The organism is Halosubterraneus shenae, assembly GCF_050510935.1.
GTDB lineage: Archaea > Halobacteriota > Halobacteria > Halobacteriales > Haloferacaceae > JBDGPU01.
Genome location: NZ_JBNLVO010000009.1, coordinates 1 through 23,331, shown reverse-complemented (window position 1 = coordinate 23,331; position 23,331 = coordinate 1). Strand labels below are relative to the sequence as shown.

Sequence of the window (23,331 nt, the reverse complement as noted above, 5' to 3'; positions counted from 1 at the left end):
CAGGCCACGTAGACGACGCCAATGCGAGCTCCGGCGGCGATCGTGAGGGCAGTGATCTGTGTGGTCGTCCATCGATCGGAAGGTCGACATGCGACAACCGGTGGCCGGTCGTTTGGCCCTGCTTAGTCAGGTCTCGGATGACGTGTCTATCCGATACAAGAGTGGTGACCGGTGAGCAGACAAACAGGGTTCACAAACGGTCTGTCAGGTTCGATTACCCCTCTACAGTCGCAGATTCGGGTTGATCGCTGTACTTCTCACCGAACTCGCCAATGAGCTGGCCCATCTGCGCGTACCACTCGTTGAGCGTCCGCTGCATCTCTTGAGCGACTTCTCCACCGTCGCGGGGCCGGTAAACGTGGTAGTACCCGCCTTGCTCGTAGTTCACCTGTTCTTTCTGGATGAACCCCGCCTGAAGCAGCCGCTGGACCGACCGGTAGGCGGTTGTGCGCTCACGGTCGACTTCATCAGCGATTTCATCAACTGTGAGCGGCTCTTCGTAGTCGCTTAGCAGCTGGAAGATCTCCTTGTCGAGCTCTTTCAGGTCGTGGAAACACTCCAGCAGCCCCTCACATTCCATGTCCTGCCGGAGCATCTCGTTCATCGAATTAGCCATTGGTTATCTTTTGTAAGGGCTCCGCACTCAAAAGTGTTTGTATAGTTGATACAATACTGTGCCTATCTATGACGTCGTGAGCTGACACCAGGTTCCGGTGCGATCACCACGAAGCCGGCAGACTGCTGCGAGGATGACGGCGCCACTCACGAGGAGTGCAGCACCGAAGATCAGCACGGTACTTATCGTATTGAGTATCTCGATGCCGTAGACATTCCCGAGCTTGTTCGCGGCGACAGCCGCGCTACCTGCGAGCAGCATCGCGGCGAAGTAGCCCTTGATTTCGTCTTCGTCGACGAGGTTCGTCGCACCAGCCCCAATTCGCGCGCCGAGCGCACTTCCGAGGAGGAGGAAGCCGACGACAGGAAGCTCGACGGAGCCGGACTGCGCGTAGGTGAACGCGCCGAATGCCCCCGATATCGTGATCTGGAGGATGTCCGTCCCAACAGCGATCGCTGCAGGAACGCCGAGGCCGTACATCATCGCGGGCATCAGGAGGAACCCACCGCCGACGCCGAGGAAGCCGGACAAGATACCGACAACGAGCCCGACGGCGAAGATGATGGTAGCCGAGACGCGGACGTCCCCGCGGAGCGTGACCATCGGCGGAATCTCGAGTGCCTGCACGCGCTCGGCAAGCTCAAAGCTTCCTTCGTCGCTACCGTCATCGGTCCAGGCGTCGCGGAGCGTGAACAGCCCCACGACCGCGAGTAGGCCGACGTACGCGACGTTGATGATGAGGTCGGCCATCCCTGTCGCTTCGAGGAAGAACACGACGCTCTTCCCCAGTTCGATACCGGCGGTCATCCCGATCGTCATAATCGCTGCCAGCTTGTAGTCAACCTGCCCGTGGTCACGATGTCTGAGCGCACCGATGACACTCGTCCCGAAGACGAATGCCAGGCCGCTCCCGACCGCGACCGTGGAGGGATAGCCCAACACGAGTAGCGCGGGTGTGACGAGGAACGACCCACCCATCCCGAAGAACCCGAAGAGGTTCCCGATGAGCAGCCCGAACCCAATGAATACGCCGACCATCAGGAGACTCAGGCCGAGAATCTCCATATCACTCACCTCCAAGTGCGTCAAGCACGGTCGACGCAGCGAGTTGGGTCAGTGCACCGTACCCGACGTACAGGGCAATCGCTTCCAGGAAGACGACGCCGACCGTCGCCGCCGCCTGTGCCGGGCCGCTTAGCGTTTCGATGCCGAACATCTCACGATACCTCGTTGTTCATCATTTCCATTTCTACACAATTCTGCTGCCGTACTGAGTTCGGGTGGGTTCGTTGAAACATAGTCAGTTGGTGGTTTCGCTCGTGAGACGGCTCCGTGCGAACCCCTGCGCGTACGCGCCGAGGAACATCCCGGCGATCGCCCAGAGGATCGGGTAGTTACCGATGCCGACGCTCGCGTAGGCGGCGCCGGGACAGATACCCGAGATGCCCCAGCCAACGCCGAAGATGACGCCGCCGATGACGACGTTGCGGTCGAACTCTTTGACGCGTCGGGTGTACTCCGTCGCGGTGAGGGGTGCACGGTCGAGGAAATTGGTCGCGACGAAGAACGTCACACCAGTCACGACCGCGGCCCCGCCCATCACGAACAGGAGGCCGAAGTCGTCGAACTGGAGGAAGTCCAGGACGACCTCGGGGCGAGCCATCCCGCTGATGGCCAGCCCGAGACCGAACACGAGCCCGCCGACGAAGATCGCGGGCATGAACAGCGGACTCTGGCGTTCCGTGCTCATTACGGACTCACCCCCAGTGCGGCGATGAGCTGTGCGGTCCCGATCGCGAACGCGAGAAACGTCGCGACGTTCACGAACGAAGTCTCCGATAGCGAGCCGACGCCACAGACGCCATGGCCTGACGTGCAGCCCTTCCCGAGACGCGTGCCGACGCCGACGAGGATCCCGCCACCGAGTAGTCGCCACCACTGCACGTCCGTCGTCCAAGCACCGGGGTCGGGCGCGAGAACGAAGCCCCAGATGGCAGCACCGCTGACAATGCCCAGCGTGAAGACGACTCGCCAGTCACGCGACTGGACGTACTTGAAGCGGTTGAACCGCTCGACGTCGGAGACGTACGACAGTGTCGACTCGAGGAACGTGCTCGCGCCCGCGATGATCCCCGTCGACAGGTAAATGATCGAGGCGCCGAGCCCGACGAGGAGTCCCCCTATGAGATAGGGGAGGATCCCTCTCGGGAACGCTGTCTCGAGTGCGGACGCCTGCAGTAGTGTGAGCGTCCCCATCGTTAGTTCGTCAGGGCCTCTTCACTCGCTGCGCAGTTGTTCGGGCCGAGTTCGAGCTCGAACGCGCGCTCGTCGTCAGGCGATTCCTGGCCAAGGTTCGTGGCGATGATTTCTTCGTAGTTCCCCGGCTGGGGCGGCATATCTGCGACGATGAACTCGACGAACTCCTCCTCATCCATCGAGAGCGCGTCCATGCGACCCTTCAGGTCGCCGAGTTCGGCCGTGTACGTGCCGTCGTCGTTCGGCGTCGCGGCGTCGCTGAAGTGCGCCGGCGCAACCACCGTCTCGTTGGGGAGCGAGAGAACCTTCTCTTGGAGGCTCTCGTAGAGCGTTCTAGCGGCATCCTTCGCCGCTTCTGGATCTTCGAGGTCGGGACGAGCGACGCTCTCGGTGAAGAGTCCGTCGCCCGTGAAGAGCACGTCACCCACCTTGTATGCGGTCATCCCCGTGGTGTGACCGGGCGTGTGAATGACCTCGATCTCAACGTCGCCAACAGCCAGCGTCTCGCCGTCCGTAACTGTCTCGTAGTCGACGTCGTACTCGACACCGCGGTCGGCCGCGGCCTCGGGGAGGACCGGCGTCGCGTTCGTCTCCGTCGCGAGATCACGGAGTCCCGAGATGTGGTCGGCGTGGATGTGCGTGTCCAGCGCGTACGTCAGGTCTGCACCAAGCGTACGCGCGTCCTGCATGTACTCAGTGGTGAATGCTCGGAGCGGGTCGATAACTGCAGCCTCGCCCTCGGAGACGACGAGGTAGGCGAGACAACCACTCGAGGGGCGACGGTACTGGGCGACCGTCGCGTCAGCGTCCACGTCGAGTTCCGAGTAGTCGTAGATGCGAGCCCATCCCTTCATCCCCTGTTCGAGGTGCTCGACATCGTAACCCTCCGCTTCGAGGTTCTCAGCCACCAGTTCGCTAGACCCCCCCTTCGCACAGAGCACGGTGATACGGCGGTCGTCTGGGAGTTGTTCGTGGAGATCGCCCGGAATCTCGTCAATCAGGTGGAAGTACGGGAAGTTCACGATCTCAACGTTCTCGCCGTCGATGTGCCACTCTTCGAAGTCACCTTCCGAGCGAGCGTCCAGGATGAACACGCCCTCACCGCTGTCGATTCGTTCCTTCAGCGTCTCAGGGGCCACTGCTGCGATCTGTTCCTCTGCCAGCGTGGATTCGTCGTCGCTCATGTACAGTTCCCTCTACCGGGCACCGATAAATAAGGCTTTGCATAGAAATCCGCTCATTACACAATACTGATGGGCGGAATACTCCCCCTATACGCTTAGAGCACGCACAAAGCATATTCTCCCGCCCACAGTAGTGTGTAGTTATGAAACTACTACCGACATGCTTTTTACCCCTAGTCCAATATTGGGGAGTGAAGTCAATACCATGACTGAACTTGAAGTCACTGAGACACTAGACGTAAAGGGTCAGAACTGTCCGATGCCGGTCGTGAAGACGAAGCAGAACATCGACCAGCTCGACGAGGGCGAGATTCTCGAAGTGCTTGCGACCGACCCGGGGAGTATGAGCGACCTGGGCGGCTGGGCGGACACGACCGACGGCGTCGAACTCGTTGATCAGGAGGAAGGCGAGGACATCTACACGCACTACGTGCGGAAGACGGAGTGATCTGAGATGGACAAGATAGGAATCATCGTCGACAACGACGACCCGAAGAGCCTCGCGATGGCGATGAACCTCGGACACACTGCGCTCGCCTCCGAGACCGAGGTCCTCGTCTACTTCACCTTCGACGGTCTCTCCCACCTCCTCGAAGGCGAGAAGGACCTCTCGAGCATCGAGGCACTCCTCGATGAGGGGATGCCGAACCCCTACGACCTGCTGGACGCGTTCGTCGCCGACGGCGGCGAACTCGTCACGACGGTCGCCTGCACGACGACGCTCGACATGCTCCAGTGGGAGCAGGACGCGATCGACGACGACGTTACTACCCAGTTCGCGGGTGCGGCCACCTTCCTCGAGGCCGTCGAGGACGCTGACCAGGTGTTCTCGTTCTAACCATGAGCGCCGACACACCTTCGCCCAGCAAAGACGACGCGCTCAGCCGCGCAGAACTGGAAGCACGTGTCGAGGAACTCGAGGAGACAGTCGCGAACCTCGAACCGACAGTTGACGACGGGCCGAAGAAGATGTCGATAATCGCGACGAAGGGCACACTCGACATGGCGTACCCACCCCTCATCCTCGCGAGTACGGCGGCTGCCTTCGGCTACGAAGTCACCGTCTTCCACACGTTCTGGGGGCTGGACATCCTCCACAAGGAGCACTCGAAGAACCTGCAGCTCAGCTCGGTCGGGAACCCCAACATGCCTGTCCCGAACGCCATCGCCGCGCTCCCTGGGATGGACAAGATGACGACCAAGATGATGGAGAAGCAGATCGACGACAACGACACGGCTACGATCGAGGAACTGCTCGAAACGTCGCTCGACATGGGCGTCGAGTTCCAGGCCTGTCAGATGACCATCGATCTGATGGACTACGACGAGGACGATTTCCACGACGGGGTCACCACTGGCGTCGGCGCCGCGACTGCAGTCCAGGACATGGCTGAAGCCGACATCCAGCTCCTCATCTAATCCTACTTTTGCTCTAGAAACTTTGCCGGCCGGAACAGCTCGTGTAGGGACACATCACGGCGTCAATTTTAAGTAATAGTATTGTGTAGTATTGTTTGTCTTGAGCAATACTATAATCACTCCGGAGGAAGTCGAATCTCGCACCGACGAGCTGTTCGTCCTCGACATTCGGCCGGCGTACAGCTTCGAAGAGGAACACATCGAGGGCAGCCGTAACCTTCCGATCTACGATCAGCTCCAGGGGAAGAACTTCATTGGGCTCGACGTCTCGACGTCGGAGATTCCCGAAGACGAGGAAATTGTCGTCGTCTGTTTCAGTGGGTCGACTGCCGCGATCGCCGCTGAGCGACTCCGCGAACACGGCTTCGATGCCAAGCAGATGGTCGGCGGAATTGCCGGTTGGCAGTCCACGACCGTAGGCGCGACCAAGACCGCCCTCTCGGCATAAAGACTTCGAGATTCACGGTCGGCTTCTTCATCTGTACTGGTAGCGGGCCAGTTGGGTGGGCACAACGCCTAATAGTGGTCTAGTCGAATTGGACGATATGTCCTATACTCTGGACAAGCGTGTCGAAGGTGAGTTCGACGAAGTCATCGAACAGACGACTGATGCGCTTGCAGACGAGGGGTTCGGCGTCCTCTGTGACATCGATATCCAGCAGGCTTTCAAGACGAAACTGGACAAAGAGTACCGTCAGTACCGGATTCTCGGTGCGTGCAATCCGCCACTGGCGCATCAAGCACTCGAGGAGGAACTCCAATTGGGAACGCTTCTTCCCTGTAACGTCGTTGTATATGAAACGGACGACGGCGAGGTTGGGGTGAGCGCAGTTGACCCAGAGGTCATGCTTTCCGTGGTCGATAATCCCGAGTTAGACAAGATTGCGGCCGATGTTCGGGAACAGTTTGAGCGCGTCCTGAATGAACTACCTAATGCCTAACTGCGAAGAATCGGGCCAGAAACCGCTATTCAGAACTCTCAGTAATGACTGGAAACTCTGAGAAGGACCCTGGTCCGGCAGACCCGGACCTCCGTGACGTCGGGAAGGGGCTGCTCGACGAGGATATGGGACCGAGTTCGGCGATGGCTCACCTCTACCGTGGAGAAGTCCACCGGATGAAACTTTGGCGTGAGCGCCTCGATCGGACGACCAACTGGGCGGTCATCGTAATGGCTGCCATCCTCACGTGGGCGTTCTCCAGCCCGAATAACCCACACTACATCATCCTCGTCGGGATTGCGACACTCAGTATCTTCCTCGTCGTGGAGGCGCGACGGTATCGTGGCTACGATATCTGGCGGTCACGAGTTCGAACCCTTCAAGAGAATGTATGGTCAGTCGGTCTCGATCCCAGCAAGGATGTCGCCGACCCGGAATGGCGAACGAAACTTGGCGATGACTACCGAAATCCCGCCATAAAGATTACCGCCGAGGAAGCGATTGCTCACCGACTCCGCCGGATCTACCTCCCGTTATTCGCGGTTCTGCTCCTCTCGTGGCTCGTCCGCATCACCGCGTTCTCGCCGGAGCCATGGCTTCGGACGGCTGCCGTCGGAATGATTCCAGGAATACTCGTTGTCGGACTCGTAGCCGTCTTCTTCGGAATCGCCATCGGAATTGCCTGTCGGCCTCGGACATGGCATGCGAAAGGTGAACTCCGTGAAGAGCACCTTCGTAAGAAGCGTTAGAAGGGTCCAGAGAATGGTGAATTTGCATGATAACGGGAAATGTGATCTCAAACGAATCGTATGTCTGCTCGTTGACCCCGAGCCGTCGTAGGTAGGTCCCGGTAAATAGAGCGATGAGTGCGATTGAGGCAATCACCGACCCAAGCTAGTGCCGATACAGTGTAAAGAGATCTGCGAAAAACGCCATCTGAAAGAGTCCACCTCGAAGATGACTTCAGGCACGTCTTCTCTGGTCCTCTCGCCGCTGCGGTTTTTCAGGGGCCGGAATGGGTGAGCCCCGCCGTAGGCTCGTGATCCGATGACCTCAGACGACGACCCGTTCCACGACTCCGAGTTGGACTCCGAAGCGATCCTCGGGACACACACCTTCGAAGACGTCCTGTTCACCGGCGAGACGGAAACCCCGGTGAACGTGCTGACCGGCGAGACACCGGCACATTCGCAAGCAACCGTCGAGGAAGCGAAGGAGTTCGCTGCGAGCATCGACACAGAGACACCCCAGATCTCGCTCCCCGCATCCGTCGAGTCGCAGGTCGAAACACAGAGCAAGCCCTACACGGCGGCCGCGTTCTTCCACTTCAAAGCGACAGGCTCGCTCGGACGCCACCGTGCTTACCACGCCGCTTACGAGGCGGACGCGTTCGCCGTCGACTTCGAGGCCAACTACGAATCGGGCGACCTGACTATCACTGTCGAAAGAGCGGACGAGGCCTGAGAATCCGCGGTCACGAGGAGGTTTTTCGAGCGCCGGCGATGGGTGCCGGCGCAGCTGGAGCGAGCAACGACCCCCGGTGCGTCGGCGTTTCGAGGTGTTCGAGATGCATATGGTGATATACGCACTCGTAGAGGCATCGACGCACGACGACGCGCTGTCCACCGGAAAGTCGGTGTTCGACCGCCTGGTCGGCGCGGACCCACACGCCGGCGCCGTCTTCGATTACTATGTGACCTTCGACGAGGAGGACACGTCCGTTGCGGGGAAGGCACGATGGGGGGAGTTGCCGACGGCAGCCCCCGTCGACTCCGATGACGGCCAGGATCTGCTCGAGCGTGGCTGGGAGGCGACGAAGGAGGAATTCGAGCGTAATCTCGACCGGGTGAAGGAGGCCATCGACGAGCTCTCCGACGAAGAGATCATGCGCGACGAGGACCTCGCCCGGCACGCCTTCCACCAGGTCGGTGCGTACGACGGCCCGACGATCTTCCTGTACACCGAACACGGAACCGGCATTCGCCACCGTGGACAGTTGGACCGACTCCTCGAGGAGAGTGAGGAGCTCTGGATCGTACCCGCTGACGTCCACTTCTAACCAATGCCTCGCATCACCAACTGGCGACGCGAGAGCCGCTCGCCGACGCTTGCGTATCGGAACACCGAGACCGGTGCGCGAGCCGTCCTGCATCGAGCCCCGGATTCCTACCGGTACACGTGGCGCGGGGTGATTCTCGTCGACGGCTACCCCGTCTGGTCGCGGGGATACGAGACGAAGGACGCGACGTCATTCCGTGACGAACTCCGGGAGCGGCCCGCGCCGGACCTCAGTTGCCCGGAGTGTCCGAACAACGACGTTCGCGTCGGCGAGAAGGCAGCAGACGGGGCGAAAATCCAGCGGTGGTATGACTGCCCCGATTGTGGGTACGAAACCCCCTCACGCATCGTCTACGGCGCCGAGCGATGAGTGAGTGAGCGCTGGGCGCTGTTTTTCATCCGGGCACGAGAAGGTGGCCCGGTACGACCGGGTGAGTCAACCAATGAGTCTCGAAGTACTTGACCGACACAGTGAGGCACTGTTCGAGTTCCTCTGGTGTCCCGTCTGCGGGCAGGAGGTCTTCACCCACATCCCGTTCGAGGGGGTGTTCTGCAAGAACTGCAACACCCAGGTCGAACTCCAGGAATCCCGCGAGTCACGCGGCTACGAGGAGGCCGTGCTCGCCTGTTTCGATTCTACCACGACCTGGAACCTCCACGTCGACGAGAAACTGCGCCGCGACCTGCCTGATGGGTCGGCGCGCGTGAAGATTTTGGGCGCACCGGGTGCCTACAAGGTCGACTGGTGGAGTCCAGAGCCGGGTGAGGACTGGGAACCGGTGGAGCGAGGAGAGTTCGACGGCGTCGAGGAGCCAGACGGGGTGTCACATCTAGCGTAGAAAGGCAGGACAAGGACGGGGGTTGTTACGTTTGACACACCTCGCAATCGCCGCATCCACGAGTTGATCGTTCGCCGAAGGTCATCTCCGAGTTTCGATTTCTGAATATTAGCGAAGCTCAATACAGATTACGTCGAAACAGAAGAGTGACCGATTGTTACTGAGAGCCACGAATCCGCCGTTGAGCTCGAGAATCCAGTACCTGCTGGGCATAGAGTGAATCCTCTCGGTCGCTTTCCGCGACCCATTCAAACGCTTGGCGAGAAATTTGTTTCATCAGTAGCTCACCGTTTTCGATTTTCCAGCCAAACGGTTCTTTAGGGCCTAATCCGCGCTCCCGAAGAATTTCACCGTCCACACGTAGAGCCATTACGAGGTCGTCCCCGTATTCATCTGCTTGTTCCGGGCTCAGCACCAAGTTATCAAGGAATCCATCGCTGTTCGGCTTGGGCGACATCCACTCGACAGTCCACTCATCTCCGACCGGCTTGGAAGGCATACCTGTAGAATAGTCGTTGCTCGATAAAATGGACAGGGGAACACAGGTTCGTATTAGAATGAAGAGTGTGCGCTCTGAGCAGATCGATGTCAGAGGCGAGAGATCATCAACATCCTCGGGCGATTTTTGAATACCGTCGAACCTGGGCCGAGCGGTAAACGATTCGACACCTCAGCCCTCAGATTACGCCTCCGAGTGCGAGGATGCCAAGCAGAAGTACAACTGCAGTAACTAACCCACCAGCCGTGAGGACCTTGTTCTCCATCGCCTTCTCGTGGACGGGCATGGCGGCGTACTCCTCGCGGAACGCCTCGAGGTTCTCCTCGTCGTAGAAGTACTTCGCCTTCAGCGCGAACCGTTCCGTCACCGCACAGCCCGTACAGACCGGCTCACCTTCCAACCGCTCCGTTTTGATGTGGCTGGTGCAGGCGATTGCCCCGCAGTTCGGACAGTAGGTGTACGTCTCGTCGCCGCCGCTCGCGTCACAGTGGACGCACCGATGGATGCCGTCCTCGGCGGTCACTCGTGACGGGCCTGCCGCGTAGTACTCGTAGGGGTAGGTGTACGCCTGGATGTCGGTGGTGTGCCGAACCTCGGGGAGGTACACTGGTTCGATCGACTGGACGGAGATATCCGAGCGGTTCGGCTCGCAGGTCTTGTTGTAGGTGACGTTGTTGTCGCCGGTGTAGGTCACCGGCGTCGTATGGTATTGCTGGAGTCGCTCGACGGCCCACTCCTTGTACTCCGTTTGGGTCTGGCCGAACCGGCGCTCCTCGACGTCGTCGAACACCTCTCCGAACTGCTCGGCGTCGAGATCGATCGTCGCGTGGAGGTTCTCGGTGACCAGCGACCCGACGTCCTCATCGACGACCTGCGGCTGCCCGCGTTCGGCGTGGGCAACGAATCGGGTTCGGTCGTTGATCCGGTGGATGACGCCCACCGACGTCTCAAAGACGGCGTTCGTGTCCGCGGTGACCGCGACCACCGGGCGGAACGTCACCGCCGAATCCGGTTCTGGGAGGTCGGCGGCCTCGATGTTCTCGATGTCCCGGAACGCCTCCGCGACGGGCGCTTCGACCTCGGCGGCCGGGTCGTACGGGCGCAGGGTCTCGTCGCAGAGGATCTCGATGCGCCCGTTGTAGAGGTCGAGGCCGATCTCGTCGGCGATCTCCCGGAGGTCCTCGCCATCGAGCAGCTCGATCGGGTGTGGGTCGTCGTTCTGCTGGAGGCGGTTTGCGTACTCCTGAGCAGGGTTCGTGAACCGGCCGGTCGTGACGACCATTCCGCGTTTGGGGCCGTCGAAGTCGAACGTCGCGATCGCCGAGTGGAGCTTCTGGACGACCGGCCGGCCAACCGTCCCCGTGTGCTTGCACTCGACGATGATAGCACGCCGGGTGCTGTCGACGACCTCCTCCATGATGACGTCGCGACCCTCGTCGGCCGTACGGTCGGCCTGGCGGACGTTCTCGTATCCGAGGTTCCGGAACACGTCCTCCATCACGTCCTCGAATTCGAACCCCGAGAGATCGTCCAGTACAGCCATCCTCAATTATGTGAACAGTACGTTGCAACTGCCAAATACGTTGCTGAACGCTGCGCCGTCCTGTTTATCGAACCCCTGAGAGGGGTGCGGGGGTCACCGAACCGCCCGCGAGCAACGATGAACGGGAATGTACCGATTGCCAGTTCGGAATCGGTTCCAGTCGCTTCGCCAGGTCAGTCTCACCGAGACGCAGTCGAGCACGTCGGCTTCCGCAGCGACGGCCAAGCCGTCGTGCTGAACCTCTCGGAGCATCGGCGACTCCCCCTCGAGCGCAGTCTGGACCTCGTCAACCACAGTCCGCAGATTCAACCGAAGCTACTTACGTGATACAGGCGTATCACACCATATGAGCACTGACAGCGACGCCGGCGGCGACGGTGAAATGGAGAAAATCAACGTCCGGGTGCCACAGTCGCTGCTGGCACAGGTCGACGACGTCTGGGAGGAGCGTGGCTACGCGAACAAATCCGAGTTCATCCGCGACGCGCTTCGGGACGCCGTCAATCCCCCCACGCAGCTGTCCGAGGAAGCGCTGGAGCATCTGGCCGAGAGCCGCAAGCAGCGGGAACAGGGCGAGACGGTATCGCAGGACGATGTGAAGGATCGGCTGGGCATCGATGACTGAGGTCGAGTGGACACCGAAAGCACTCAATTTGCTGGAGGGGCTCGAATCGGAAGCGCAAGAGCGGTTGGTGAAGAAACTCGACGAGGCGAAAGATTGGACCTCCCATCGGCTCGAAAAGCTGACCGGGTATCCATATTACAAGCTTCGTGCTGGCGACTACCGTGCGATCATCACGTGGGACCGGGATGAGGATGTCCTGATCGTTGAGGCGGTCGGGCATCGCCGGAATATCTACGATCGCCATCTCCCACCGTAATCCGCTCTGCCTACGGACCTGCTCGGGTTGGTGACGAACCCGTCTGAAATTCAAGTACGATTCCGGTCGGTAGGGTTTGTTGCCCCCAAGAGGGGTGCGGGGGGATTCACTCCCCGTTACCGATCCATGACCGAATCAGAGTACCCCTGGCGAGACGAATCGCTCCTCTACGAACTCTACCGAGAACAGGAGTTGAGTACGGTCAAGATCGCGGACGAGCTAGGATGTACACAACAGACGGTCTCGAAGTGGATGCAGAATTTCGACATCCCTCGTCGGGATTCACGCGAGGCGGCCCCGAACCGGCGACGGCATCCAGCCGTGTTCACCGACCGTGGCTACGTCATCTGTGCTTCGAACTATCGCGGGACAACAGACTCCATCGGTATCCACCGGCTCGTAATGGTCGCAGATCGCGGGTTCGACGCCGTCGCGGACAAGCACGTTCATCATAAAATGGCGTCCGCTTTGACAACAGACCGGAGAATCTCGAACACCTCAGTCGCGCCGAACACGCCGAACGACACGGCTTCGGGTCTGAGATTAAACCAACAGACCACGAGTGGGACGTGTCCGATCGCGAGCGGGACGAACAGGGGCGATTCAAATGACGACGGCATACGTCGGCCGACGTCGACAAGGAGAGCTCGTTGTTACTCGCCGTCCCGAGGACACAGAGCTCACGCCCGACCGCAGTCTCGATCTCGTCAATCACAGTCCAAGTGGCTTCGACGTCGGGTATCGAGGTAGCGGGCCCACCCAGCTCGCGTGCGCACTCCTGCTCGACTACTACGACGACGAGCAGTTCGCCCGTGAGCACTAATCGCGTTCCGGAATCAGGTGGTCTCACAGTTGGAGTACGACGGTGCAGCGGCGTGCTGGCACCTCCCCGGCGAGGAGATCGACGCCGCGATGGCGACCCTTACCGACGACGTCGTCGCCCTCGCCGACGGTGGACGGTCGTCACCGACGCTCCCCGAGAACTGGCGAGCCGTCTCCCGCCCTGATCGAAGCGTGTTCCAGCGCGCTGATCGCGACCACTACATCGTGCTCGGGGACGGAAGCGACGAGTGGCTGGTCGTGCTCTGCAGCCAGGGTGACCGGGCATATCCTGCCCCGCTCGCACATCGGACGGTTGCCGAGGAGGTAGACGTGGAACGGGTAATCCGGGAACTCGCCGAAGAGAGCAACGACCTCATCGAATCCCCGGAGGGGGAGCACTGATGGAGACGCTTCGGCTGGCGCGAGCCACCCACCAGCTCCTCGAACGTGGTGTCGAGGCGCTCGAGAAAATCGGGCGCGAACTGGAGCGATACAACGACCGACAGGAGCGTACCGACGACACCGACTCGTGACCCAAACACACTCTCTAGACCAAATACGGAGTACCGGCTTCCAGTATACGCCTACCCCCGAGGGGTGCTCGTGTCCCATCCATCGAGAGGGGCAGCCGGTCACGACGCCGCTCGGTTTGCGATTCGCAGAGCGCGTCCATATCGAATCGATCCCGCGCCACGTCGCCGGCGCGATCTACGAAGCACATCACTCCTATATGGACGATGTCCCCCGGACGAATCTCGTCCATCATGGACTCTGTTACCAGGACCAGCTCCTAGGTGCGATTACGTGGCGCTATCCGCTGATTCGCTCGCTGGAGTACGACGAGACGCGATTCGAGGGCGATGAAATCGTCAAGGCGGCACGAATTTGCATCGGCGTCGATTTCCCCAATCTCGCCTCTGCCGCCCTCGCCCGGTCGATAGAGCGGTTCGTGCGTCGGCACGGCCGGGGGCGAGGCGTTCGGCTCCTGCTGACGTTGGTGCGGGCCGACTTCGACGGCTCAATGATCAAAGCACTCAGAAACAAGGGCTGGCACTGTGTCGGTAAAACGGGCCCCGGCCAAGCGGGAATTCGCCCCGATAAGCAGATTCGAGAGCAGCCGAAGGCGGTTTCTCTGCGAGGTCTCAGCTGAGTCCGACAGGGAACAGGCCTCACTCGGGAGGTGGTCCCCGTGACCACGAATGTTGGTCTCGATGAATTCGGAGCGGAGGCTGATTCAGAGAATCAGACAGATGACGACCCATCGGTCGTCGACCCGCTGTTGAAACCGGTATCGCCGTCGCTCGGACTGCAGCTCGTCTCCGGCTCCAAAACAGGGGCCCCGAACGCTACCGGTTCCGAGATGATCACGAGCGATGGTTTATTATTCAGCTCTCGGTCAAGAAATTGGTCAACGACTTCGTCCATTGGGTGTATCTCCCCGAGGACAATCCCGCCAATATAGCCCGAAGAGAGATGGGCCAACGGACGGTTCTCGGCTACTGGTACATTACGCGGAGCGAGGTCCCCGAGCCGGTGGCGACGACGGTGGCAGCGATGTTTGTCAGCGAACCTTGGCTCGATGTCACCTAGGAGCGGAGGTTTTGTAGCAGATAGTTCGACTTACCGCAAAGCCACACCCGACATTACTGAGAAGCGCGTCCCTGAGTTCCAAATCCCCCTCAGATCTGTCCTCAGGGGAATACTGACCCTTAAAACTTAGATATTTGAAATGTCTTGTCGGATTCTTTACCATACACATATAGTGAAAGAGACGAGAGATAGTGATATGGCGACAAGGATGGCCACTCGTCTCGAGAACTTTTTCGAGCAACGAACGGATGGACACCTTCGTAGTATCGTGAAATACGAGGAGAATAGCTACGAGATCATCTATCTAAGAGATGATGTCGCTGAGCAATATACTACCGAGGAGATTGAATCGGCGATCGACGATTCTCGGATGGAATCATTAACTGCACCAATCTATGAAGATACCTATTCGGGAGACCACGGAAATCTCACCTGCTTGGTGCAGTGCTTCGAGAACGTTATTGAAATGAACTTCGTCCTTGAGGATGGTGTTGGGGCCGCCGTCGCTCTAGATGCTAAAGCAATGGCTGATGCCCACGGACTTGTAGCTGAAGCAAGGCAAATTGTCCTCGAAGAACGAGAGTAGTCGCCGACAATAGGCCATCCAGTCGCATTTTTGAAGGGGGGCTCTTCATGCCAATCTGCGAAGGCCTGATTAACCAACAGGTTTCGGGTATGAAGGGTAAGTGTTGGTTAACATGGTTGTGTTTTTGATCCCGGAGGGGCGCAGGGCGCAAGACGATGCAGACGGCCGTCGATGAGCGTTCCTGCGTCGAGGTGATGAAATGAAAGACTCAGAGCCGAAAACCATCTTCGCTGACGTCGATGGACATACTGACACCGAACTGCCAAAGTGGTACCGACAGCGGCACGAGAGCGACGATTCCGTGACCTCCCGCAGGCCGTCGAGACGACTATGACGTGACATAATTTCTACACCGACGTGTTGGTCGAGATGCAGCGGTTCAACGCGCTCCTCAAGCCGAGTCGAACTCAGGAGCAGGTCCGAGATGAGAACGCGGAGATGCCGCCTATTTCACATTCCGATTGTCAGCTACGTGTTCATCAACTCGGTCGACGTCTACGGGCCGCTGGAGGGGCCCTCCGCGAGGAGATTATCAACGGGACGCCGCTTGGCGAGATGATGTTCGGCTAGATTCGGCGCTACCGGGGCGGCGGCGAGGTCCACATGGACATTATGTTCGACGGCCTCGAGGTACACCTCCCCGGCCGGACGGATCCGATCACGATGGGCGTCACGTCGGGCTACGACTTCTTCGGCTAGCACGCCGTCTACGTCGAAGGACTCGCTCAGGATGGCTACTGTTCGAACACAATGCGCTCGTTCACCGACAAGGAGGTCATCAAACACGTCGGCAACGTGCGAAACTTCCGGACCTGGTGGGAGGAACTCCTCGCACAGGTCGAACTCGTCGCCGACGATCTCTTCGAGTTCATCCGGGACGGCCAGGACATCGACCTCGACTATTCGGAGCTCCCGTTCACCGACACGGAGTTCTACACCCTGCTGGGGTTCCCGGACTACCTGGCCGAGCGCGCTGCGAGTGATGCGGAGGCCAACGCGACCTCCCCCGTCGAGATCAATATGTGGACGCTGCATTCCGGCGCGACGTACGCGCTCACCCATTTCTTCCAGGGAAAAGAGGGGGCATCCCTCGATCAGTACGTTCGGATCGCCAACGACATTCTGTTCAACCCGGAAGGCACGATCGAGCGCGTCGAGCAGGCCTACGAGCAGCAGCTAGAGGGGGACGGCGACAACGAGTCCCAAGCCTCGCTGGCCGGCGAACGAGCGCTAGCGAGCATCGAGCGGGTCAGCGACGACCTGCAGGAGAAAGTCGAGCAGTTCGAAGAGCGAGGGGACGCGCTGCGTGAGCGGTTCCAAGAGGCGATGGCTGATTGTCGGAGCGGTGTTCACCAAAACGATCCTTAAATAGCAGATTATGTGAGCGGTCCCGGTCCCTCATTATATTCGACTACTAATTCGACATCCCCAGGACCGAGTTCATCACGTTCCGCTTCCGGCGTATCAAGAGCGTCTTTAACAGGGAAGAAATCCGGCTTCTCGAGTGCATCTTCTGTCGCCCAGGCGTATCGAATCGTTTGCTCGGAATCGATGAGGAACACGGCTCGCTGCGGGACGCGCTCGTGGTTCTCCCATTCGTCATAACAGACATCATACGACTCGGCAATCCGCCCGGAACTATCACTAAGTAACGGGAAATTGAGACCGTATACCTCGGCGAAGGCTCGATGGGCGTAGACGCTGTCACCAGAAATGGCCCAGACATCGAGCGCCGGCGTCAGCTGAAACCACTCTGCATCGCGAATCGCACACAGTTCGTTTGTGCAAACGGGACTGAAATCAAACGGGGAAAATACCAGCAATACAGCCCGATTATTGGCAGTTGTCTCATCCAAGCTGTACTCGGTTCGTTCTCCGTCACGGAGACCTGGAAGAGTAAATGACGGTGCAGACGCTCCCTCGGTTATCATGCGTGACAGCAGCACACAAAGAAAGGATAGTCTTGGGGCTAACACCCCCACCTGAATGGAGTAGCCTCAGATGTGAGATGAAATTCACTGGAGTCCGTATGTCAGGAGTTCGCCGTTGCCCACTCAAGAAGGGGTTCTAATCTCGAACGAATCTCATCCCCCTCGTCAGTTAGCGCGTATTCGACGCGTGGCGGAATTTCGTTGTACTGCGTCCGTGAGACGAGTCCTGCCTCCTCGAACTCGTCAAGGCGTTTCGAGATCGTCGACGTGCTCGCTGTGGGGAGGTGCTCCTCGATCTCCGCGAACCGCAGCGAATCGTGTGCGCCGATGATACTGACGAGTTGCATCGCGTATTTTCGGCTCAACGTGTCGATAACTCCTGTGAGCGGGCAGTAGCACGTCCCCTCAACATCGCACGTGGGCGCCGATGAAGTAGTATCTGCCATAGCTTTGTGGCCTCCAACCTACTCCATAGCTTCAGACTCTGGAGTATAAGAACTTCCCGTCGTAAAGTATAGGCATAAATGACACACACATCCGACTATGATCTCGTGATACTCGGCGGCGGCGCCGCAGCCTTCGCCGCGATCACTGAAGCGAGCCGGCGGGACCTCTCGACGGCGATGGTGAACACAGGCTTGCCAATCGGCGGGACCTGCGTGAACGTCGGCTGTGTCCCGAGCAAGCATCTGCTCGCCGTCGCTGAGAGCGGTGCCGCAGCGACGGAGAATCCCTTCGACGCCGTTCGATACCCCGAGGAACCGACTGTCGACTGGTCCGACGCACTCGATGGCACCGACCAACTCGTCGAACGGTTCCGGCAGGAGAACTACATCGACGTCGCCGAGCACTTCGAGACCGATATCTACGAGGGGTACGGCCAGCTGGTGGACGACACGACCATTGAGGTCGTCGACGGCGCCGACGAGGGCGCGCGCATCACTGGGAAGAAGGCGCTCGTCGCGACTGGAAGTTCACCGTGGGCACCGCCCATTGACGGCCTAGACGACGTCGACTACTACACCAGCGAGACCATCCTCGAAGAGCGCGACCTCCCCGAAAGTATCGTGATGCTCGGTGGCGGGTACATCGCGCTCGAATGGGGCCAGATTCTCCACCGCGTGGGTGTCGACGTGACCCTCCTTCAGCGCTCCGAGCGCGTGCTGTCGGGAATGGAAGGGCAACTTGGTCGCGAGATGCAGCGCGCGTTCGAGGAGGAAGGAATTAACGTAATCACCGGCAACGACTTCCAACGCATCCGTACGCCAGCAACCGACGGCGGTACCGAAACGATCCAGTCAGGAGTGGTCGTCGAAACAACCGTCGACGGCACCGAACGGACAGTCACCGGCGACGCCCTGTTCGTCGCGACCGGCGTTCAGCCGAATAGCGAGGGCATTGGCCTCGATACGGCAGGTGTCAAAACGAATCCCGACAGAACCATTCGTGTCGACGAGCACTTCCAAACGACGAACCCCGACATCTACGCAGCGGGCGACGTGATCGGCGAACCCGAACTGGAGACGGTCGCCGCCAGGGAGGGCAACCACGCCGTCAAGAACGCCTTCGGCGACGAGGACCTCAGCATCGACTACGATGCAGTCCCCGCAGCCGTCTTCACCAGTCCCGAGGTCGCAGCCGTTGGCACGACCGAACTCGAATATATGGACGAGCACGGCACCTGTTCGTGTCGGACCGTCCAGATGGAGGACGTCCCGCGGGCGAAGGCGGTCAAGAACACTGATGGACTCGTCCACGTCGTCAAGCACCACGAGACCGACGAGATCGTCGGCGTCCACATGGTCGGCCCCCGTGCCGCCGACATGATTATGGAAGCGACGCTCGCCGTGAAGTTCGGCCTCACCGTCGACGATATTATTGACACCATCCACCCGTTCCCCACGTTCAGCGAGGCGTTCAAACACGCTTGCCAGGCGTTCCGGCGGGACACATCCACAATGAGCTGCTGCGTTGAGTAATCCCCACCAGCATTATCCGAATTATGACCGTATCCGAGAATACAGTGATTCTCGTTCAATGTACCACCCGAGAAGCAACGGCAGACCACAATACAATTCAGATCGGGAGCCAGAGCGATGAATAACGGATACGACTACGATCTGCTCGTGCTCGGAGGTGGGATGGCCGGCCTCCCCGTCGCGATGAAGTGTGCCTATTCGGGCATGGAGACGGCCCTTGTCGAGGAGGATCTCCTCGGTGGAACGTGTCTCAATCGCGGGTGTATCCCAACAAAGACCATGCTCCGGAGCGCGGAGGTCGCGAATCTCGCCCGCCGCAGCGAGGAGTTCGGCATCGACATCGACAGCGCAATCGAGGCCGACATGGAAGCGATTCTCGATCGCAAAGACGACATCGTCGAGAGCATCCGTGAGGGCGCCTACGAAAACGTCGAGGAAAACGAGAACATCGATTTCATCGAAGGCCACGGCGTCTTCACGTCACAACACGAAGTCCAGGTCGACGACCAGACACTCTCGGCTGACCGGGTCATCATCAATACGGGGGCACGCCCGGCGAAGCCGCCGATCGACGGTCTCGACGCCGTCGAGGTTCATGACAGTACAGATTTGCTCAAGCTCGACGCAGTTCCCGATTCGCTGGCTGTCATCGGCGGGGGGTACGTCGGCTGCGAGTATGCCCAGATGTACAGCCGGTTCGGCGCTGACGTCACCGTCTTCCAGCGCGGTGACCGCCTCCTCCCGGACGAGGATCCTAAGGTGAGCGAGGTCATCAAGAGCGCCTTCGAAGACGAAGAAATCACCGTCCAGACCGACGCGCCCGTGACGGCACTGTCGGAGACTGATTCCGGCATCCGAGTCGATGCCGATGGCGCCGGCGCCGTTACCGTCTCAGACGTCGCGCTCGCCGCCGGGCGGACGCCGAATACGGACGGTCTCCGCCTCGAAGATGTCGGCGTGTCGCTCGATGAGCGAGGATTCGTCGAGACCGACGACAGCTACGAAACGACTTCCGACGGTATCTACGCCATCGGCGACGTGAGCGGGCCGCCGATGTTCACTCACTCCGCGCGCGACGACGCCGACCTCCTGTATCGACACCTCGCGAAAGACGAAACGATCAGCACCGAGGACCGAACCGTCCCGTGGGCAGTGTTCACCGACCCGCAGGTCGGCCACGTCGGACTGACCGAACGGGAAGCACGAGACGAAGGGTACGAGGTGGGCATCGGCCGCCAGGACTTCGCCGACCAGGGCAAGCCGAAGGCACTCGGTGAGACCGAGGGATTCGTCAAACTGGTCACCGACGCCGACACCGACGAACTCCTTGGTGCGCACGTCGTCGGCGAACAAGGGGCTGAAATCGTCCACGAACTCATTCTCGCCATCGAACTCGGCGCGACCGCCGACCAGATCGCCGAGACGATGCACATCCACCCCACGCTCCCCGAGAGCATCAACTCAGCCGCCGGAGGCGTTCACGAACTCTCGTAACGCGTCTTGAATCGGGCCATTACGTCACAGAGCAGGCGATATTTCACCGCGAAATCGCTCACTCAGCTGTCGATGGGAGATCGTCGAGCTCCCCAGTTTCGCCGAGGTCGATGAGCGCGCGATTGAGCAATTCTCGAACAACGAACTCCTCGTAGTGCTGGGTTTCGCAGTATTCACACGGCTTCATCTCCTCGGCTACGGCCTCGATCTCGTCGCCGTGTTGCTCGGCGAGAGTCTCGATCAGCGCAGCTAGCTCTTCGCGAGTCGTGTCCTGCGCCGAAGCAAGTTTCTCTCCACTACTTTCTGGAAGGTCGTACGAGAAGACCCGTGTGTTCGACTTGTAGTACTTCCGTGTCCCACCACCAGCTTCCTCGAGACGTGCGATCTCAACCATCCCTGCGTCCTTCAGGACGTTCACGTGGTGGCGCACCGTCGTCTCCGCCTTTTCCTCGTCACGGCGATGCAGTTCGTCGTGAATCTCCTCGATCGTCATCTCCTCGGTCGCGAGCATATCGAGGATCTTCGCCCGAACATCATTCTCCAGCGCCTTAGCTTTCTCCGGGTCGGTGGTTACGACTTCCCGGATCGGCACGTCAGATTCGAGGAGCGCCATTCTTGTGAGGAGGTAGACGGACAACGACAGTAAGAGTAACGCCACTTACCCGACAGTGGTAGTATAACATCGATACCGCTATAACTATCGTCGTAATGGTTATCCGCGTCGCACGGTAACCACCATCCACGATGGGAACGACACACGAACAATTCAACGTCGGGGGAATGTCCTGCTCGTTCTGTGCCGAGAGCATCAAGAAGGCCTACAGCCGAACCGACGGCGTCGAGGACGTCGACGTAAGCCTCGCCCATGAAGAGGTTCTCATCCAATACGACGATGACCGTCTGAGCGAAGTCGAAGTGAAGGACACCCTCCGGGACCTCGGATATACCATCCGCGACCCGGATAAAGCGAAGCGTTACGAACAACAGCAGGCCGAACTCGCTGACGGGAAGCGCCGCCTCCTCCTCGCAGGCGGCGCATCTATCGTGGTCGCTGCCCTGATGGGGTGGATGATTCTCGTGATGGGACGCTTCGAGTCGTCATCTCTCGTGATGGATCTGGCGACTCTGGGGCTGGCACTCGGGGCGATGTTCGGCCCCGGACGATACATCAAAAAGAAAGCTTACCAGAGCCTGCGCCGGGGAATCTTCAATCAGCACGTTCTCCTGGAAGCGGGCGCGTTCGCGGGGCTCCTCGGTGGACTGCTCGGCCTGTTCGTGTTCCCTGGCTTCCCGACTGTCCACTTCTTCGCTGTCTCCGTGTTCATCACTACCTATCACATCCTTTCGGAGTACACCAGCCTCATCGTCCGCACGCGAGCTTCCCAAGCCGTCCAAGGCCTTCTCGACCTCCAGCCCGACACGGCACGCCGCGTCAGTGATGACGGTGATGTCGAGGAGGTCCCTGTCGACGACCTCGACATCGGTGATCGCGTCCGAGTCAAGCCCGGCGAGAACGTCCCCGTCGACGGCGAGGTCGTCGAGGGTGAGTCTACAGTCGACGAATCGGTCGCCACCGGCGAGTCCATGCCCGAAGAGAAGGCCGCCGGCGACGCGATGATCGGTGGCAGCGTCAACGAGACCGGGACGTTACTCATCGAAGTAACTGCAACCGGGGAGGATGCGTTCCTAAACCTAGTCGCCCGCGAGATCGAGGAAGCACGGGCGATGAAGCCCAGCATCATCCAGCTCGCCGACCGCGTCCTCAAGTACTTCGTCCCAGGCGTCTTGACGATTGCCGCGCTCTCGTTCCTCTTCTGGGTTGTCGCACCGCTCGCGTGGGGGGCAGACCCCAACGTCCAGCGCGGCGCCTTCGCAGCGCTGGCAGTCCTCGTGCTCGGCTATCCGTGTGCGCTCGGGATGGCGACACCGCTCGCCCTAATTCGGGGTGGCGGGAAGGCGGCGAACCGCGGCATCCTGATGCGCTCCGGTGACGCCTTCCAGATCTTCCCCGACGTCGACCACATCGTGTTGGACAAGACCGGCACCATCACCGTTGGCGAACCCGCCGTCAGTGAAGTCGTCGCGTTCGGTGGCGACGAGGTGGATGTACTCACGACTGCGGCCAGCGCGGAGGCCTTCTCCGAACACCCGCTCGCCGATGCGATCCTCGAGTTCGCCGACGAGAAAGATGTCGAGTACGCGGATCCCGACGCCTTTGACTCGGTGACCGGCAAGGGCGTCCGAGCGATCGTCGGCAGCGACGACGTGCTGGTCGGGAAACCGGGATGGCTCAGTGACGAGGGGATTGACCTTTCGAAGGGGAGCGACGACATTGAGCGACTTCAGGGCCGCGGCCTCACCGTTGCCGGAGTTGTTCGTGACGGTGACCTACTCGGTCTGATCGGTATCGGTGACGAGGTCAAGAGCGACGCCGCTGCTACCATCCAACGGATGCGAGACGCCGTCATCACGCCCGTGATGATCACTGGCGACAACGAGCGCACCGCAAACGCGGTCGCCGAGGAGGTCAGTATCGACCGCGTCATGGCCGACGTGCTGCCCGACGAGAAACGCGAAGAGATCGGTCGCCTGCAGGACGAGGGTCACCGCGTAGCGATGGTCGGCGACGGCATCAACGACGCTCCCGCACTCACGCAGGCCGATATCGGGATCGCCATCGGCGCCGGGACCGA

At 60.0% G+C, this 23,331-nt stretch carries 32 protein-coding genes and 1 pseudogene; 21 read left to right on the top strand and 12 right to left on the bottom strand.

Annotation, left to right across the window (positions count from 1 at the left end; genetic code table 11):
- Positions 1-214: 214 nt before the first annotated feature.
- From ACQE3M_RS15520 to ACQE3M_RS15495, 6 genes are all read right to left on the bottom strand, one after another.
- Positions 215-616, bottom strand: coding sequence for a helix-turn-helix domain-containing protein (locus ACQE3M_RS15520; protein ID WP_430506442.1), 402 nt, complete (start codon positions 614-616; stop codon positions 215-217).
- Positions 617-682: 66 nt separating this feature from the next.
- Positions 683-1,681, bottom strand: coding sequence for a sulfite exporter TauE/SafE family protein (locus ACQE3M_RS15515; RefSeq protein WP_430506441.1), 999 nt, complete (start codon positions 1,679-1,681; stop codon positions 683-685).
- Position 1,682: 1 nt separating this feature from the next.
- Complete coding sequence (locus ACQE3M_RS15510) at positions 1,683-1,832, bottom strand: DUF7512 family protein (RefSeq protein WP_430506440.1); 150 nt, start codon at positions 1,830-1,832, stop codon at positions 1,683-1,685.
- Positions 1,833-1,916: 84 nt separating this feature from the next.
- Positions 1,917-2,366 (bottom strand): DUF6691 family protein, encoded by a 450-nt coding sequence (locus ACQE3M_RS15505; protein WP_430506439.1) that lies wholly within the window; start codon positions 2,364-2,366, stop codon positions 1,917-1,919.
- A complete protein-coding gene (locus tag ACQE3M_RS15500) occupies positions 2,366-2,872 on the bottom strand; it encodes a YeeE/YedE family protein (protein ID WP_430506438.1) in 507 nt (168 codons plus the stop codon). Before ACQE3M_RS15500 ends, ACQE3M_RS15505 begins: the two co-directional genes overlap by 1 nt.
- A 2-nt stretch (positions 2,873-2,874) precedes the next feature.
- Positions 2,875-4,056 (bottom strand): MBL fold metallo-hydrolase, encoded by a 1,182-nt coding sequence (locus ACQE3M_RS15495; RefSeq protein ID WP_430506437.1) that lies wholly within the window; start codon positions 4,054-4,056, stop codon positions 2,875-2,877.
- A gap of 205 nt (positions 4,057-4,261) precedes the next feature.
- Between ACQE3M_RS15495 and ACQE3M_RS15490 the strand changes: the two genes are divergently transcribed.
- The 10 genes from ACQE3M_RS15490 (at position 4,262) to ACQE3M_RS15445 (ending at position 9,313) form a co-directional block, all read left to right on the top strand.
- Positions 4,262-4,504 carry a sulfurtransferase TusA family protein gene (locus ACQE3M_RS15490; RefSeq protein ID WP_430506436.1) on the top strand — a complete coding sequence of 81 codons (243 nt, stop codon included), beginning with the start codon at positions 4,262-4,264 and terminating at the stop codon, positions 4,502-4,504.
- A gap of 6 nt (positions 4,505-4,510) precedes the next feature.
- Positions 4,511-4,894 (top strand): DsrE family protein, encoded by a 384-nt coding sequence (locus ACQE3M_RS15485; protein ID WP_430506435.1) that lies wholly within the window; start codon positions 4,511-4,513, stop codon positions 4,892-4,894.
- Positions 4,895-4,896: 2 nt separating this feature from the next.
- Positions 4,897-5,475, top strand: coding sequence for a DsrE/DsrF/DrsH-like family protein (locus tag ACQE3M_RS15480; RefSeq protein ID WP_430506434.1), 579 nt, complete (start codon positions 4,897-4,899; stop codon positions 5,473-5,475).
- A gap of 100 nt (positions 5,476-5,575) precedes the next feature.
- Positions 5,576-5,923, top strand: coding sequence for a rhodanese-like domain-containing protein (locus ACQE3M_RS15475; protein WP_430506433.1), 348 nt, complete (start codon positions 5,576-5,578; stop codon positions 5,921-5,923).
- Between the two features lie 97 nt (positions 5,924-6,020).
- Positions 6,021-6,416, top strand: coding sequence for a DUF302 domain-containing protein (locus ACQE3M_RS15470; RefSeq protein WP_430506432.1), 396 nt, complete (start codon positions 6,021-6,023; stop codon positions 6,414-6,416).
- Between the two features lie 44 nt (positions 6,417-6,460).
- Positions 6,461-7,165 (top strand): DUF2270 domain-containing protein, encoded by a 705-nt coding sequence (locus tag ACQE3M_RS15465; RefSeq protein ID WP_430506431.1) that lies wholly within the window; start codon positions 6,461-6,463, stop codon positions 7,163-7,165.
- Positions 7,166-7,463: 298 nt separating this feature from the next.
- Entirely contained in the window at positions 7,464-7,880 is a 417-nt protein-coding gene (locus ACQE3M_RS15460; protein WP_430506430.1) for a hypothetical protein, read from the top strand.
- 103 nt (positions 7,881-7,983) lie between these two features.
- Positions 7,984-8,475 (top strand): hypothetical protein, encoded by a 492-nt coding sequence (locus ACQE3M_RS15455; protein WP_430506429.1) that lies wholly within the window; start codon positions 7,984-7,986, stop codon positions 8,473-8,475.
- Positions 8,476-8,478: 3 nt separating this feature from the next.
- Positions 8,479-8,844, top strand: coding sequence for a DUF7568 family protein (locus ACQE3M_RS15450; RefSeq protein WP_430506428.1), 366 nt, complete (start codon positions 8,479-8,481; stop codon positions 8,842-8,844).
- A 73-nt stretch (positions 8,845-8,917) separates the two neighbouring features.
- A complete protein-coding gene (locus ACQE3M_RS15445; protein WP_430506427.1) occupies positions 8,918-9,313 on the top strand; it encodes a DUF7567 family protein in 396 nt (131 codons plus the stop codon).
- Between the two features lie 157 nt (positions 9,314-9,470).
- Here ACQE3M_RS15445 and ACQE3M_RS15440 read toward each other — a convergent pair whose 3' ends face one another.
- Positions 9,471-9,812, bottom strand: a complete 342-nt coding sequence (locus tag ACQE3M_RS15440; protein WP_430506426.1) for a hypothetical protein — start codon at positions 9,810-9,812, stop codon at positions 9,471-9,473.
- A gap of 178 nt (positions 9,813-9,990) precedes the next feature.
- Positions 9,991-11,355 (bottom strand): restriction endonuclease, encoded by a 1,365-nt coding sequence (locus tag ACQE3M_RS15435; protein WP_430506425.1) that lies wholly within the window; start codon positions 11,353-11,355, stop codon positions 9,991-9,993.
- 346 nt (positions 11,356-11,701) lie between these two features.
- On the opposite strand from ACQE3M_RS15435, the gene ACQE3M_RS15430 reads away from it, so the two are divergent.
- The 6 genes from ACQE3M_RS15430 to ACQE3M_RS15405 all read left to right on the top strand — a co-directional run bounded on the left by ACQE3M_RS15430 (position 11,702) and on the right by ACQE3M_RS15405 (position 14,208).
- Positions 11,702-11,980, top strand: coding sequence for a ribbon-helix-helix domain-containing protein (locus tag ACQE3M_RS15430; protein WP_121570670.1), 279 nt, complete (start codon positions 11,702-11,704; stop codon positions 11,978-11,980).
- Complete coding sequence (locus ACQE3M_RS15425; protein ID WP_379766352.1) at positions 11,973-12,236, top strand: type II toxin-antitoxin system RelE family toxin; 264 nt, start codon at positions 11,973-11,975, stop codon at positions 12,234-12,236. Before ACQE3M_RS15430 ends, ACQE3M_RS15425 begins: the two co-directional genes overlap by 8 nt.
- Before the next feature lie 607 nt (positions 12,237-12,843).
- Positions 12,844-13,059 (top strand): DUF6166 domain-containing protein, encoded by a 216-nt coding sequence (locus ACQE3M_RS15420; RefSeq protein WP_430506424.1) that lies wholly within the window; start codon positions 12,844-12,846, stop codon positions 13,057-13,059.
- 29 nt (positions 13,060-13,088) lie between these two features.
- Positions 13,089-13,460, top strand: a complete 372-nt coding sequence (locus ACQE3M_RS15415; protein WP_430506423.1) for a hypothetical protein — start codon at positions 13,089-13,091, stop codon at positions 13,458-13,460.
- Complete coding sequence (locus ACQE3M_RS15410) at positions 13,460-13,591, top strand: hypothetical protein (protein ID WP_008458061.1); 132 nt, start codon at positions 13,460-13,462, stop codon at positions 13,589-13,591. Before ACQE3M_RS15415 ends, ACQE3M_RS15410 begins: the two co-directional genes overlap by 1 nt.
- Positions 13,592-13,707: 116 nt before the next feature.
- On the top strand, positions 13,708-14,208 hold the full coding sequence (locus ACQE3M_RS15405; RefSeq protein WP_430506422.1) for a hypothetical protein: 501 nt from the start codon (positions 13,708-13,710) through the stop codon (positions 14,206-14,208).
- Between the two features lie 92 nt (positions 14,209-14,300).
- Here ACQE3M_RS15405 and ACQE3M_RS15400 read toward each other — a convergent pair whose 3' ends face one another.
- The gene (locus ACQE3M_RS15400; protein ID WP_430506421.1) at positions 14,301-14,483 is read right to left on the bottom strand and encodes a hypothetical protein; all 183 of its coding nucleotides are present in this window, start codon (positions 14,481-14,483) and stop codon (positions 14,301-14,303) included.
- Between the two features lie 361 nt (positions 14,484-14,844).
- Between ACQE3M_RS15400 and ACQE3M_RS15395 the strand changes: the two genes are divergently transcribed.
- Both ACQE3M_RS15395 and ACQE3M_RS15390 read left to right on the top strand, forming a co-directional pair.
- A complete protein-coding gene (locus ACQE3M_RS15395) occupies positions 14,845-15,234 on the top strand; it encodes a DUF7522 family protein (RefSeq protein WP_430506420.1) in 390 nt (129 codons plus the stop codon).
- Between the two features lie 155 nt (positions 15,235-15,389).
- Positions 15,390-16,602, top strand: a pseudogene (locus tag ACQE3M_RS15390) (hypothetical protein).
- A gap of 8 nt (positions 16,603-16,610) precedes the next feature.
- Here ACQE3M_RS15390 and ACQE3M_RS15385 read toward each other — a convergent pair.
- Positions 16,611-17,165 carry a redoxin domain-containing protein gene (locus ACQE3M_RS15385; RefSeq protein ID WP_430506419.1) on the bottom strand — a complete coding sequence of 185 codons (555 nt, stop codon included), beginning with the start codon at positions 17,163-17,165 and terminating at the stop codon, positions 16,611-16,613.
- 101 nt (positions 17,166-17,266) lie between these two features.
- Positions 17,267-17,611: a winged helix-turn-helix transcriptional regulator gene (locus ACQE3M_RS15380; RefSeq protein WP_430506418.1), complete on the bottom strand. Its 345-nt coding sequence runs from the start codon at positions 17,609-17,611 to the stop codon at positions 17,267-17,269.
- 78 nt (positions 17,612-17,689) lie between these two features.
- Here ACQE3M_RS15380 and merA point away from each other — a divergent pair, with 78 nt between their 5' ends.
- Both merA and lpdA read left to right on the top strand, forming a co-directional pair.
- Positions 17,690-19,144, top strand: coding sequence for a mercury(II) reductase (gene merA, locus ACQE3M_RS15375; protein WP_430506417.1), 1,455 nt, complete (start codon positions 17,690-17,692; stop codon positions 19,142-19,144).
- Positions 19,145-19,261: 117 nt separating this feature from the next.
- On the top strand, positions 19,262-20,638 hold the full coding sequence (gene lpdA / locus ACQE3M_RS15370; RefSeq protein ID WP_430506416.1) for a dihydrolipoyl dehydrogenase: 1,377 nt from the start codon (positions 19,262-19,264) through the stop codon (positions 20,636-20,638).
- 58 nt (positions 20,639-20,696) lie between these two features.
- Here lpdA and ACQE3M_RS15365 read toward each other — a convergent pair whose 3' ends face one another.
- Positions 20,697-21,251 carry an ArsR/SmtB family transcription factor gene (locus ACQE3M_RS15365; RefSeq protein WP_430506415.1) on the bottom strand — a complete coding sequence of 185 codons (555 nt, stop codon included), beginning with the start codon at positions 21,249-21,251 and terminating at the stop codon, positions 20,697-20,699.
- 131 nt (positions 21,252-21,382) lie between these two features.
- Here ACQE3M_RS15365 and ACQE3M_RS15360 point away from each other — a divergent pair.
- On the top strand, positions 21,383-23,331 hold a 1,949-nt coding region (locus tag ACQE3M_RS15360), incomplete at its 3' end, for a heavy metal translocating P-type ATPase (RefSeq protein WP_430506414.1).